The sequence below is a fragment of the Streptomyces sp. NPDC004629 genome, assembly GCF_042873595.1.
GTDB lineage: Bacteria > Actinomycetota > Actinomycetes > Streptomycetales > Streptomycetaceae > Streptomyces.
In genome coordinates, this window is the sequence record NZ_JBIALO010000003.1 from 357,721 (window position 1) to 370,148 (window position 12,428).

Consider the following 12,428-nt stretch of genomic DNA (forward strand, 5'->3'; position numbering starts at 1 on the left):
CGGTTCGGGGTGGGTGTGCCCCTCGCACGGCGTCGACGTCTGCGAGGGGCACACCCTGTGGGGACCTGCCGCGGCGGGCCCGAGAGGCGCCAAAGGTCCGCCGCGGTACCCAGACTCATGCTCGTGCCGGCGCACCGGGCCGTCGAGCCGGGCGTGACATCCGGGTGACGGCCGCGCCTCTGGTGGTGGGTAGCTTTTGCCGGACACGGCCCGGTGAAGGCGCGTGTCCGGTTCGTCAGCGCACCGCGTACGCCGGCAGGAACGCCACCGTCAACTCACCCCGTACGCCCGTAGGAACGCCTCGACCCGCCCCTGATCAACCGCTCCGTCTGCTGCGGGGGCAGGGGGCGTACGCCGTAGTGGGAGAGCTGGACGACGGCGTGGGAGATCAGGGCCATGAAGTGGGCGCCCGCCAGGTCCGCGTCTCCGCGTACGTCGATCAGGCCCGCATCGGCGAGGGCCGTCATCGCGTCGGCCAGCGCGCAGCCGACCGGAACCGGGCCCGCCTCCTGCCAGGCCGCCAGGACCTCGGGAGGCAACATGGTCGGCCTCGCCCTGCTGCTGTTCGGGCTCGCGCGGGGCGGTGAGCGCGGCGACGTCGGTGCGCCCGGGACGCTCGTCCCCGCCCTCACCGGCGTGCTGCTGGCCGCCGTCTTCGTGCGCCGAGCGCTGACCGCCCGGGAGCCGCTGCTGGGATTCCGCGTCGCGTACTCCGTCGCGGCGGGGCTGCTCGCCCTGGCCCTGCTACCCGCGTTCCTGCTCCCGGCCTGCTGGCCCCAGCCCTGACCGCGGGACGGTGACCGCGGTGCCGTGAGCGTGGGACCTGGTCCGCCGCCCGCCGGTGACCGCGGGCCGGGTCGCTGTCCCGGAGGTGCCCGCGGGGCCGGGTCGGCGAAGTCGGGGCAGCGGTGCCGGGTCAGCCGGCGTTGCGCTCCGTCAGCTCGCCCAGCGGCAGCGTGTGCTGGGTCTGCAGCACCTTCGCCCGCAGATAGCGGACGTTGTGGGCGGTGCGGAACACACCGGTCGGCACCCGCTCGCGGACGCCGACGCCCAGCGCCCGCAACTGCTCCGCCTTGTCGGGGTTGTTGGACAGCAGGTCCAGCTCCTCGATGCCGAGGGCGCGCAGCATCTGGGCGGCGGGCGTGTAGTCGCGGGCGTCCTCGGGCAGGCCGAGCGCGGCGTTGGCCTCGTACGTGTCCAGGCCCTGGTCCTGCAGGGCGTACGCGTCGAGCTTGTTGTAGAGGCCGATGCCGCGGCCCTCCTGGCGCAGGTAGAGCAGGACGCCGCCGCGGTCGGCGATGCGCTCGACCGCCTCCCGCAGCTGGGGGCCGCAGTCGCAGCGGGCCGAGCCGAAGACGTCGCCGGTCAGGCATTCGGAGTGCAGCCGGACCAGCGGGACGGGGCCGGCGTCGCCGAGGACGACGGCGAGGTGTTCGCGGCCGTCCGCGAGGCCGTGGAAGGTGACGAGGTCGGCGTCGACGGCGTATCCGTCGTGGAAGCGCAGCGGTACCCGGACGCGGGCGCGCGGTGTGGCGACGGGGGTGTCGGGCATGCGGGTTCTCCGGGTCCGAAGGGCTGCATCTGCTTCAGTTTTGAAACAGGACTTCGGCTGGGAGCCTACTCCATGCTTCAATTTTGAAGCAACGGGAATTCGGACCCGCGACAACGGCCGGGGCGACGCGCTCAGGAACAGGAGGGCGTCGACCGGCGCCGCCAGGGCAGGTCCTCGGAGGCGGGGCGTGCCCCGTCCCCGTGCAAGGCCCGCGCGATCGCCGTGCAGATCTCCTCCAGCTGCCCCACCTGCTCCTCACTGAGGTGGTCGAAGACGGCGGCGCGCACCGTCTCGACGTGCCCGGGTGCCGTGCGCTCCAGGGCCGCCACCCCCGCCTCCGTCAGCGCGGCGATGCTGCCGCGCCGGTCCGACGGGCACCCCTCGCGCCGGACCAGGCCGTCCTTCTCCAGCCGGGTCACTGCGTATGTCAGCCGGCTGCGGGTGATCTTCGACCGCTCGGCCAGGTCGGTCATCCGCAGCCGGTGCTCCGGCGCCTCGGAGAGGTTGGCCAGGATGGAGTAGTACAGGTGCGGCATGCCGGCGTCCTGCTGGAGCTGCCGGTCGATCGCGTCTTCCAGCAGCAGGGAGGCCGCGACGTACGCGCGCCAGGCGCGTTGCTCCTCGGGGGTGAGCCAGCGGGTCGTCATGCCGCCAGTGTAAGTTTGTTTCAAACTTGAACCAAGCCCGCGCCGATCCGGAGCCGCCGAAACCGGCCCCGCCCGACCCAGCCCGTCCGTCTCCACGATGGAGCACGCCGATGCCCTTCCCGTACGTCCTGCTGTCCGCCGCCGTCTCCCTCGACGGCTGTCTGGACGACACCGGCCCCGAGCGGCTGCTCCTGTCCGGCCCGGCCGACTTCGACCGGGTCGACGAGGTGCGGGCGTCCGTCGACGCGATCCTGATCGGCGCGGGCACGATCCGCGCCGACAACCCGCGGCTGCTGGTCAACGCGCCCGAGCGGCGCGCGGCCCGGCTCGCCGCGGGCCGGCCGGAGTACCCGCTCAAGGTCGCCGTCAGCGGCTCGGGCGACCTGGACCCGGACGCCCGGTTCTGGCACACCGGCGGCGAGAAGGTCCTCTACGCGACGGACGAGGGCGCCGAGCGGGCGCGGCGGGCCGGCCTCGCGGCCGACGTCGTCCCGCTGGGCCCCCGCTTGGACTGGCCGGCCCTCCTCTCCCACCTGTATGCGGCGCGCGGGGTGCGGCGCCTGATGGTCGAGGGCGGCGGGACCGTCCACACACAACTGCTCCGGCAGGGTCTCGCCGACGAAATCCAGCTCGTCGTCGCCCCGTTGCTCGTCGGGGACCCGGGGGCGCCCCGGCTGTTCGGGCCGGGGGAGTACCAGCGCGGGCGGCTGCGGCTCCTGGAGACCCGGCGGATCGAGGACGTGGTCCTGATGCGGTACGAGCCGACCGCCCCCGGAAGCGGTCCGGCGGCCGTCGCCGCGGACCGGCACTGGCTGCGGATCGCCTGCGAGCTGGCGGAACGGTGCCCGCCCTCGCGGACGGCGTTCAGCGTGGGCGCGGTCGTGGTGGCCGCGGACGGGACGGAGCTGGCACGCGGATTCTCCCGGGAGGCGGGCGACCCCGTGGTTCACGCGGAGGAGGCCGCGCTCGCCAAGACCGATCCGGCGGATCCGCGGCTGGCCGGCGCCACGGTCTACAGCAGCCTTGAGCCGTGCGCCCGGCGGGCCTCGCGGCCCGTGCCCTGCGCGCGGCTGATCCTGGACGCGGGGGTGCGACGGGTGGTCACGGCCTGGCGGGAGCCGGACACGTTCGTCGCGGGAGCCGACGGGAGCGGGCTGCTGACGGCCGCGGGCGTCGGCGTCGTCGTCCTGCCCGAGTATGAGGCCGCGGCCAGGGAACCGAACCGCCATCTGCTCGGCTGACGTCCCGGCGGGGGCCGGGCGGCTGTCCGTGTGCTCGCCGTCCTGCGCATGGCGTACACTGGTGGAACACCGACGCGGGGTGGAGCAGCTCGGTAGCTCGCTGGGCTCATAACCCAGAGGTCGCAGGTTCAAATCCTGTCCCCGCTACTGAAGGCTCAGGGCCGGAATCCAGTACATGGATTCCGGCCCTGAGTGTTTTCCACCCATGGTGACGCGACTCGGGCGTGGTCACGAGCGGTGATCGGACGACCGCCCTCCGCATAACAACTGACACACCGTCAAGTCCCATGGGTTTCCCGAGTTTCCCTGCGCGAGGGGTCAACTCGCCCGATTTTCGCCGGTCATGGGCGGTAAGTCCGCGCCGGAAAGCGTTAACGATCAAGCTGAACGGCTTGGAATCTGCCCTCCGAGTCTATTAACGTTCGATAACGCAGCGCGGTTGTCCCAGCCGTCACAAGAGGCGGCACCGTGCTCACGCGCCGAATCCCGCAAGGGAACCGGGGAACCACCACCTTGGGGTGAATCACGCGGACACCGCCGTGGGAACACGGCCGGTATACGCGCGTAGGAGACCTTCCTGCTCCGAACCCGTCAGCTAACCCGGTAGGCGGAGGAAGGAAAGGAGTACGCCCGAGTGGCGTCCAACCGGCCCGCCCCACAAGCCCCGTTCGCGCCGAGCCAGTACGGCACCGAGACCTTCGGCTACGGCACCTACCGCACCGACGAGGGCCCCTGGGAGGAGTGGAATCCCACCGAGGACTCCATCCGCCCGCTACGCGGTCGGCACCGCGTCGGCAAGCAGCGCGGCGGCGGACTCGCCCGCAGCTCCACGGTCCTCGGCGTCGGCGTCATAGCCGCCGTCGGCGCGGGCGGCATGGCCAGCGCCAACACCGGCAAGCCGCCGGTGTCCATCTCCATGCCCGACCTGCCCTCCGTCGGCTCCCTGCTCGGCGACGGCGCGGGCACCGAGGCCGCCAAGGGCTCCGCGACCGCCCTGAGCAGCGTCGGCGTGACCGAGGCCGACAGCGCCGAGGGCACCACCGACGCCGGCGAGGCGCTGCGCAACCGCATCATGGCCCAGGCCGAGCAGCAGCAGGGCCAGGCCGAGACCAAGGCCGTCGCCGCGGCCGTGTCCGCCGCCGACCAGGAGGTCGCCGACGCGGCGGCCAAGGCGGAGAAGGAGGCCGCGGCCCGGGCCGCCGCCGCCAAGGAGAAGGCGGAGGCCGCCGCCAAGAAGAAGGCCGAGGAGGCGCGACTGGCCGCGCTGGCCAGGCAGTACACCCTGCCGACCTCCTCGTACACGGTCACCGGCACCTTCGGCCAGGCCGGCTCCATGTGGTCCTCCGGCTATCACACCGGCCTCGACTTCGCCGCCCCCACGGGCACGCTGATCAAGGCCGTCCACACCGGCACGATCACCGAGGCGGGCTGGGCCGGCTCCTACGGCTACCGCACGATCCTCACCCTGGACGACGGCACCGAGGTGTGGCTCTGCCACCAGTCGTCGATCAGCGTCAGCGTCGGGCAGAAGGTCAACACCGGGGACGTCATCGGCCGCGTGGGCGCCACGGGCAACGTCACCGGGCCCCACCTCCACCTGGAGGTCCACCCCGGCGGCGAGTCCACCGGCATCGACCCGATGGCCTGGCTGCGCAGCAAGGGCCTCAACCCCTGACCCACTCGGCACATCCCCGCACACCCCCCGTTCCCCGGCGGTCCTGGCGCCCATCCCCCCGACGTCAGGGCTGCCGGTCCGGTGTTTACCCGGTCTTTGCGTACGGTGATGGAATCGGGGGTTCCGGCGGGCGCGTTGAAGGCGAGTATGACTTCCCTTCAAAAACTCGGTCCCTCCGACCTTGAGGTCTTCCCGCTCGCCCTCGGCGGCAACGTCTTCGGCTGGAGCGCCGACGAGCCGACGTCCTTCGCCGTCCTCGACGCCTACACGGCCGCCGGCGGCAACCTCATCGACACCGCCGACGCCTACTCGGCGTGGGTCGAGGGCAACAAGGGCGGCGAGTCCGAGACGATCATCGGCACATGGGTCAAGGCGCGCGGCAACCGTTCGGACGTCCTGATCGCCACCAAGGTCAGCCAGCACCCCGACTACCCGGGACTGTCCGCCGCCAACATCACGGCCGCGGCGGACGCCTCGCTGCGCCGGCTCGGCACCGACTACATCGACCTCTACTACACGCACTTCGACAAGCCGGACGTGCCGGTCGAGGAGATCATCGGCGCGCTCGACGCACTGGTGCGGGCCGGCAAGGTGCGGTACATCGCCGCGTCCAACATCAGCGCGGAGCGGCTCCAGGCGTCCCTGGACTTCTCCGACCGCGAGGGCCTCGCCCGGTACGTGGCGCTCCAGCCGCACTACAACCTGGTCTCGCGCGACACCTACGAGGGCCCGCTCCAGGACGTCGCCGCCCGCGCCGGCCTCGCCGCCCTCCCGTACTACTCCCTGGCCGCCGGCTTCCTCACCGGCAAGTACCGCCCCGGTACGACCGTCGACAGCGTACGTGCCGGGGGCGCGGCCAAGCACCTGGAGAGCGAGCGCGGCCAGAAGGTCCTCACGGCCCTGGACGAGATCGCCGCCGCCCACGGTGTCGCCGTGCCCAGCGTGGCGCTGGCGTGGCTCGCGACCCGGCCGACGGTGGTCGCCCCGATCGCCTCGGCCCGGACGGTGGACCAGCTCCCGGCCCTGCTCGCCGCGGCCGACCTGACCCTGACGGAAGAGGAAACCGACCGCCTCACCCAGGCATCGACCTGACCCGACGCATGCGCTCCGCGCGGGCGGCGGGTGGTCGGTCGTGTGCGGGAGCGTTGCGGCGGGTTGCGCAGTTCCCCGCGCCCCTATGGGGCGCAGTCTTGTGGGCTGATGCGGCGCCCTGAGCGGGTGTGGTCCGCGCGGGTGGCAGGTAGTCGGTTGGCTGCGGGAGCGTTGTGGTTCCTCGCGCAGTTCCCTGCGCCCCTGGTGGGGTGGGGTGCTGTGGGCTGATGCGGCGCCCTTGGCGCGAGTGTGGTTCGTCTGGACACCACGCTGAGCCGCCACCGCGCGACGGCGGAGACCGCAGGAACACGACGGGCGGCGGCGCCCACAGGGGCGCGGGGAACTGCGCGAAAGGCCACGATGCTCCCGCACCCGACCGCCGCCCCGTCACTCAAGGGTTACGACCGGTAAGGGTTGTACGTCGGGTACGGCACCGTCGGCTGGGCATGGGGCGGTGCCGGGTAGCCGTACGGCGTCGGTGCGCCGGGAACCGGCCACGCCGGCGCGTTCGAGCGTGCCGCGTACTCCAGGGCCGGCCGGGCCACCGCCCGCCGCTGCCACAACTCGGCCAGTAACTCCCGCTCCCGTACGACGAAGTCCGCCCCGGCCCGCCCCCGCCGGCCGCGCTGCCGCAGGAACGCCAGGGACGTCGCGTACGCCTCGTACTGGGCCACCGCCCGCGCCGCCTGCTTGCCGAGGTGGTGGCCTGCGTAGTCCCGGGCCAGCCGCCGCGCCCCCATCGAGCCCAGCGCGAACGGCTCGGCGGGCCCCAGCCAGCCCGCGAACACATACGCCGGCAGCTCCTCCCGCACCATCCGCAGCTCGCGCTGCCGGGTCCAGATCGCCAGCCAGGTCAGCAGCCCGAACGCGGGCACCATGAACGCCCCGTACACCGCGAAGAACCCGTACTCGCCGAAGGTGGACGAACCGTTCCAGAACGCGTGCATGCCCATCGCCAGCAGCAGCCCGCACAGCGGCAGCAGGGCCCGTCGCGCGGGCCCCCGGTCCGCGGCGCGCGCGGCGATACCGAAGCCGATGCCGGTCAGGACGGTGAAGAGGGGGTGCGCGAACGGGGACATGATGACGCGCACGAAGAAGGTGGCGGCGGTGACGGAGGCGATGCCGCGGTCGCCGGTGAGCTGGTCCGTGCCGAAGGCCGTACCGAGGTAGAGGATGTTCTCGGTGAAGGCGAACCCGGTGGCGGTGACCCCCGCTATCACCACCCCGTCGACGATCCCGGTGAAGTCCCGCCGGCGGAAGAGGAACACCAGGAGGACGGCGGCGGCCTTGGCGGTCTCCTCGACGACGGGCGCTATGACCGTCGCGCCGAGGGTGTCCGCGCTGGTCGGATCCGTCGTCGTCGTGGCTATCCACCGTGTGGCGAAGCTGTTGGCGACGATGGCTATCAGCGCGGCCGCGCACGCCCCCCAGGCCAACGCGAACAGCAGGTTGCGCCAGGGTCCGGGCTCGACCCGGTCGAGCCACCGGAAGGCGGCCAGCAGCAGCGGCACCGGCAGCACGGCGAGCCCCAGGCCGACCAGGAACCCCTCTGTGCCGGTCTGCTCGCGCACCAGCGCCAGGATGACCAGCCCGGAGACCGCGAGCAGGAGGATCAGCGCTCCGTAGCGCACCCATCCGCGCTGCCACCAGCGCACGGCCCGGAACGCACGGTCACCGGCGTCGGCGGGGTACGTCGGGTACGGGGAGGAGGTGGCCACGGCATCGACCCTAACGATCACCTGACGATGAATCCGGTGGGGGAACCGCCGTCATCTCCGTTCTCGCTGCTGCCCCCGGTGCGGTACGCGGCGGAAGAGCAGATCGTTCACCACATGACCCTTGTCCAGTCCCTGGGCCTCGAAACGGGTCAGCGGCCGGAACCCGGGACGCGGCGCGAAACCGCCGTCCGGCCGGGTGTTCTCGAAGTCCGGGTGCGCGGTCAGCACGTCGAGCATCTGCCCGGCGTACGGCTCCCAGTCCGTCGCGCAGTGCACGAGCGCACCCGGCCTGAGCCGGGAGGCGGCCAGCGTGAGGAACTCCGGTTGGATCAGCCGGCGCTTGTGGTGCCGCTTCTTGGGCCAGGGGTCGGGGAAGTAGACACGCAGCCCGTCGAGTGAGTCGGGGCGCAGCATCTCGCGGAGCAGGATGATGGCGTCCCCGTTCGCCACCCGGATGTTGGACAGCCCCATCCGGTCGGCGAGATTGAGCAGGTTGCCCTGTCCCGGGGTGTGCACGTCGACGGCGAGGATGTTGACCTCGGGGTCCTCGGCGGCCATCCGAGCAGTGGCCTCGCCCATCCCGAACCCGATCTCCAGCACGACGGGCCGTTCGTTGCCGAACAGCTCCTCCAGGTCGACGATCCGCTGCCCGTCGATGTCCAGGCCCCACTTGGGCCACAGCCGCTGCAACGCGTCCGCCTGCCCCGTGGTCACCCGGCTGCGGCGCGGCTGGAAGCTCCGGATCCGCCGCTCGAAGTGCGATCCGGCGGGGTCGGCCCGGGGGCCGTCCGGGAACCGCGGCTCACCCTTGGCCCGGGTGTGCCGGATGGAGACGCCGGGGGCGTGCGGGTGCGGCAGCTCACCCGGGGTGGCCGGGTGGGCGCCGGGGGTTTCGGGGGTGTTCACGGAGTCAGCCACAGTGAGTCGATTTTATGTGGTGCAGCGCGGACCGAACCGCGCCCCGCGCACGCGACAACTCACAGGACCATGCGACGCCCCCAGGCGCGTCGGCCCGGTCCCTGCCGCCCCCGGTCCAGCACGCCGAGCATCTGATGCACGGCACCCCACACACATGGTGCCCGAGCCGCGGCAGCACACGGCCACCGCGGGCCCCAGCCACCCGGCACCCCCGACCGCCCCAGACCCTCCCCGCCACCCGCGGCGGAGCCCCAGCCTCGGCGGAGGGCGGTGGCGTGGTGTTTCACGGTGCGGTGAGCGCGGTCAGCGCCCTGCGGGCCACCTCTCTTCCGATCGGCAGGCAGGCGGTGGCCGCGGGCGAGGGCGCGTTCAGCACATGGATCGCCCGCGGCCCCTCGCGGAGCAGGAAGTCGTCCACCAGCGTCCCGTCCCGCAGCAGCGCCTGCGCCCGCACCCCCGCGGCGGCCCGCACCAGGTCGTCCTGTGTCACGGCCGGCAGCAGTCTGCGCACCTCCGTGGCGAACGCCCGCTTCGACACCGAGCGGTGGAACTCCCCGGCCCCGTACCGCCAGTGTCTGCGGGCCATGTGCCAGGTGCCGGGCCAGGCCACCGTCCCGGCCACCTCGCGCGGCCGTACGGTCCCCCAGCCGTACCCCTCCCGGGCCAGCGCCGGGACCGCATTGGGGCCGATGTGGACGCCCGCATCGATCCCGCGGGTGAGATGCACCCCGAGGAACGGGAACGCCGGGTTCGGCACCGGATACACCAGCCCACGCACCAGCTCGGGCCGCGCCAGCTCGTAGTACTCCCCCCGGAACGGCACGATCCGCATCCCGGGTTCGTCCCCGGTCAGCCGCGCCACCTCGTCGCAGTGCAGCCCGGCGCAGTTCACCAGCACCCGTCCCCGTACGACGCTCCCGGCGGCCGTCAGGACCGCGACGCCGCGCTCCGGGCGGCGGTCCACCCGCACGACCCGCGCCCCGTACCGGATCTCCGCCCCGGACGCCCGGCCCAGCTGCCGGGCGACTCCGACGAAGTCGCACACCCCCGTCGTGCCGACGTGTATCGCCGCGAGCCCCCGCACCTCCGGCTCGTAGTCCGCGATCTGCGCGGGGCCCAGCTCCCGCACCGGGATACCGTTCTCCCGGCCGCGCTGCACCAGCGCGTGCAGCCGGGGCAGCTCGGCCCGATCCGTGGCGACGATCAGCTTGCCGGTGACGGCGTGGGCGATGCCGTACTCCGCGCAGAACTTCACCAGCTCGGCCGCGCCCCGCACCGCGTACCGCGCCTTGAGCGAGCCGGGGCGGTAGTAGATCCCGCTGTGGATGACCCCGCTGTTGCGGCCCGTCTGGTGCCGGGCCGGGCCCGCCTCCTTCTCCAGCACCGTCACCCGGGTGCCCGGCGCGGCACGCGTGATCGCATACGCCGTCGACAGACCGACGATGCCGCCGCCGATCACCAGCACGTCGCAGTCGTACGCGCTTCCCGCCCGCACCCGCACCACCTCCCGCTTCCGATAGTGCACTGCGCCACTGACAGTGACTTCAAACGCAGGTCGGACAGCAGACCTGAGGGGTCCGGGGAACCGCGCGGGAACCGTTCACGGGCGGGCGGCCCGGACGGCACCCCGGCCCCGGGCCGGCGCATCCGGCGGCCCCTACGCGGGGGCCATCAGCAACGGCCGAGCCCTCTCCCGCAGCTCGACGACCCGTGGCTCGTCCCCGTACGGCTCCAGGCGGTGCAACAGGTCCTTCACGTACTCCGTCGTCCGCGCGGACGAGATCCGCCCGGCGACCTCGACCGCCCGCACCCCCTGCTCGCACGCCGCGTCCAGATTGCCCGATTCCAGTTCGGCGACCGCGGAGACGACGAGCCTGAGGCCGTGCGAGCGCACGAACTCCTCCGTCGGCTTCGACAGCGCCTGCTCGGTGAAGCGGCGGACCTGGCGCGGTGCCTTCAGGTCGCGGTAGCACTCGGCGGCGTCGGCGGCGAACCGGTCGTAGGAGTAGAAGCCGAGCCAGGACGGGTCGTTGTCGCCCTCCCGGGACCGCTCCAGCCAGCCCTCGGCCGCCTTCAGGGACCCGCCGGCGGCCTGCGCGTCACCGGCGCGCGCGTGCGCGCGTGCCTCGACCAGACGGAAGAAGCTCATGGTGCGGGCGGTGGCCAGGCCCCGGTTGCGCTCCAGGGCGGCCTGCGCGAGGTCGACGCCCTCGTCGCCGAAGCCCCGGTAGGTCGCCTGGAGGGACATGGAGGCCAGCACATATCCCCCGAGGGGGACGTCGGCCGCCGCGCGCGCGAGCCGGAGTGCCTGGATGTAGTAGCGCTGCGCGGCCTCCTGTTGCCCGGTGTCGAACGCCATCCAGCCCGCGAGCCGGGTCAGTTCGGCGGAGGCGCCGAACAGGGCGCGGCCGACCTCGTCGGAGTACGAGCCGAGCAGCAGCGGCGCCGCCTCCACCCTTAAGCACTCGGGCACCATGGACGAACGCCAGTCGCCGCCTCCGTACTTGGAGTCCCAGCGCCTGGCGTCCTCGGCGGCCTCCCGCAGTTTCTGCACATCACTGTGGCCGACTTTGATCGGTGCCCCGGAGCCCTCGGACGGGTTCGCCTCACGCGCCACCGAACTGTCGGCGGGGGTTATCAGCCATCGTGAGGCGGGCGTCGCGTAGGCGCTCACCGCGAAGGACCCGGCGAGCGACTGCCAGATGCCGCCGGAACCGGCCCGGCGTCCGGCGAGGTCGAGCCGGTACAGTTCCGTCGCCGACTTCACCGCCTGGGCCACGTCCCTGGGGAAGGCGAGGCCCACTTCGGGGGCGGGATCCGCGTCCGCCAGGCCGATCTCGTGGAGCGGCACCGGACGGCCGAGCTTCTGGCCGATGGCGGCCGCGATGAGGTGCGGGGCGGCTCCTTGCGGCACCATCCCCTTCGACACCCAGCGCGCCACCGACGTCTTGTCGTAGCGAAGAGTCAACCCGCGTTGGGCGCCAAGGTCGTTGACGCGTCGCGCGAGTCCTGCGTTGCTGATTCCCGCGAGGGCGAGAACGGCGCCGAGCTTTTCGTTCGGCCCGCGTTGCTCCCTGGACATGCGCCACCCCTCGACACAGACGGCTGCCGCGCTGGCATAACCACGCGGCATTCGTAAACCCAGCGTAGTTCGCCGCATCCCAAGCGTTAAGAGGCATTGTTCCGGATGGCGGGATTGTGGTCCCGTACGGGAGTACGGGCCCTGTACGCACCGTGCACGGTGTGCCGCGCCGTGCCCCCGCCGTGTGGCCGTGCGCCCGTCCGTGCGCTCTTCTCCGGCCACCTGGGGAACGGTTCCATGGGCGGTGCGTGGGTCGGCCCGCTGTACTGGATCCAGTGGGCTGGGGGATACCGCCGCCTACATCCCCGCGGGTGGCGGACCGGTCCGGGGGGCGATGCCCGCCTCCCGGACCGTACGCTTCACCGTGCCGCCCGTTGCGCTGCGCAGGGCCTGTACGGAGCGTGTGCGCGCTTGTCCCTGCTCCGGCGAATTGGCCGGAAATCGATCCTGCCTCCCGCGGGTGATTACCCCTCCCACCATGGGAGTTGAGGGCGCGAAGGGCG

General features: G+C 72.7%; 11 protein-coding genes, 1 tRNA gene and 1 riboswitch. Of the genes, 5 read left to right on the forward strand and 7 right to left on the reverse strand.

Features of this window, described 5'->3' with window-relative positions; translation table 11 throughout:
• Nucleotides 1-275: 275 nt before the first annotated feature.
• Nucleotides 276-542, reverse strand: a complete 267-nt coding sequence (locus ACFYTE_RS06930) for a TetR/AcrR family transcriptional regulator C-terminal domain-containing protein (RefSeq protein WP_388705887.1) — start codon at nucleotides 540-542, stop codon at nucleotides 276-278.
• Here ACFYTE_RS06930 and ACFYTE_RS06935 point away from each other — a divergent pair.
• Nucleotides 541-786: a hypothetical protein gene (locus ACFYTE_RS06935; RefSeq protein WP_388705890.1), complete on the forward strand. Its 246-nt coding sequence runs from the start codon at nucleotides 541-543 to the stop codon at nucleotides 784-786. The genes ACFYTE_RS06930 and ACFYTE_RS06935 overlap by 2 nt on opposite strands.
• A gap of 130 nt (nucleotides 787-916) precedes the next feature.
• Here ACFYTE_RS06935 and ribA read toward each other — a convergent pair whose 3' ends face one another.
• On the reverse strand, nucleotides 917-1,552 hold the full coding sequence (gene ribA, locus ACFYTE_RS06940) for a GTP cyclohydrolase II (RefSeq protein WP_388705893.1): 636 nt from the start codon (nucleotides 1,550-1,552) through the stop codon (nucleotides 917-919).
• Between the two features lie 131 nt (nucleotides 1,553-1,683).
• Nucleotides 1,684-2,199, reverse strand: coding sequence for a MarR family winged helix-turn-helix transcriptional regulator (locus ACFYTE_RS06945; protein WP_388705895.1), 516 nt, complete (start codon nucleotides 2,197-2,199; stop codon nucleotides 1,684-1,686).
• Between the two features lie 110 nt (nucleotides 2,200-2,309).
• Between ACFYTE_RS06945 and ACFYTE_RS06950 the strand changes: the two genes are divergently transcribed.
• The 4 genes from ACFYTE_RS06950 (at nucleotide 2,310) to ACFYTE_RS06965 (ending at nucleotide 6,207) form a co-directional block, all read left to right on the forward strand.
• The gene (locus tag ACFYTE_RS06950; protein ID WP_388705896.1) at nucleotides 2,310-3,440 is read left to right on the forward strand and encodes a dihydrofolate reductase family protein; all 1,131 of its coding nucleotides are present in this window, start codon (nucleotides 2,310-2,312) and stop codon (nucleotides 3,438-3,440) included.
• Between the two features lie 73 nt (nucleotides 3,441-3,513).
• Nucleotides 3,514-3,587: transfer RNA gene (locus ACFYTE_RS06955), tRNA-Met, on the forward strand.
• Nucleotides 3,588-3,907: 320 nt separating this feature from the next.
• A riboswitch (cyclic di-AMP (ydaO/yuaA leader) is annotated at nucleotides 3,908-4,067 on the forward strand.
• A gap of 7 nt (nucleotides 4,068-4,074) precedes the next feature.
• A complete protein-coding gene (locus tag ACFYTE_RS06960; RefSeq protein ID WP_388705899.1) occupies nucleotides 4,075-5,115 on the forward strand; it encodes a M23 family metallopeptidase in 1,041 nt (346 codons plus the stop codon).
• 147 nt (nucleotides 5,116-5,262) lie between these two features.
• On the forward strand, nucleotides 5,263-6,207 hold the full coding sequence (locus ACFYTE_RS06965; RefSeq protein WP_388705901.1) for an aldo/keto reductase: 945 nt from the start codon (nucleotides 5,263-5,265) through the stop codon (nucleotides 6,205-6,207).
• Between the two features lie 398 nt (nucleotides 6,208-6,605).
• On the opposite strand, the gene ACFYTE_RS06970 is transcribed toward ACFYTE_RS06965, so the two are convergent.
• The 4 genes from ACFYTE_RS06970 to ACFYTE_RS06985 all read right to left on the reverse strand — a co-directional run bounded on the left by ACFYTE_RS06970 (nucleotide 6,606) and on the right by ACFYTE_RS06985 (nucleotide 11,925).
• The gene (locus ACFYTE_RS06970) at nucleotides 6,606-7,925 is read right to left on the reverse strand and encodes a PrsW family intramembrane metalloprotease (RefSeq protein ID WP_388705904.1); all 1,320 of its coding nucleotides are present in this window, start codon (nucleotides 7,923-7,925) and stop codon (nucleotides 6,606-6,608) included.
• 51 nt (nucleotides 7,926-7,976) lie between these two features.
• Nucleotides 7,977-8,843: a tRNA (guanosine(46)-N7)-methyltransferase TrmB gene (gene trmB, locus ACFYTE_RS06975; protein ID WP_388705906.1), complete on the reverse strand. Its 867-nt coding sequence runs from the start codon at nucleotides 8,841-8,843 to the stop codon at nucleotides 7,977-7,979.
• Between the two features lie 283 nt (nucleotides 8,844-9,126).
• Nucleotides 9,127-10,347, reverse strand: coding sequence for an L-2-hydroxyglutarate oxidase (gene lhgO, locus ACFYTE_RS06980; protein WP_388705957.1), 1,221 nt, complete (start codon nucleotides 10,345-10,347; stop codon nucleotides 9,127-9,129).
• Between the two features lie 153 nt (nucleotides 10,348-10,500).
• Nucleotides 10,501-11,925 carry an MFS transporter gene (locus ACFYTE_RS06985; RefSeq protein ID WP_388705909.1) on the reverse strand — a complete coding sequence of 475 codons (1,425 nt, stop codon included), beginning with the start codon at nucleotides 11,923-11,925 and terminating at the stop codon, nucleotides 10,501-10,503.
• Nucleotides 11,926-12,428: the final 503 nt, after the last annotated feature.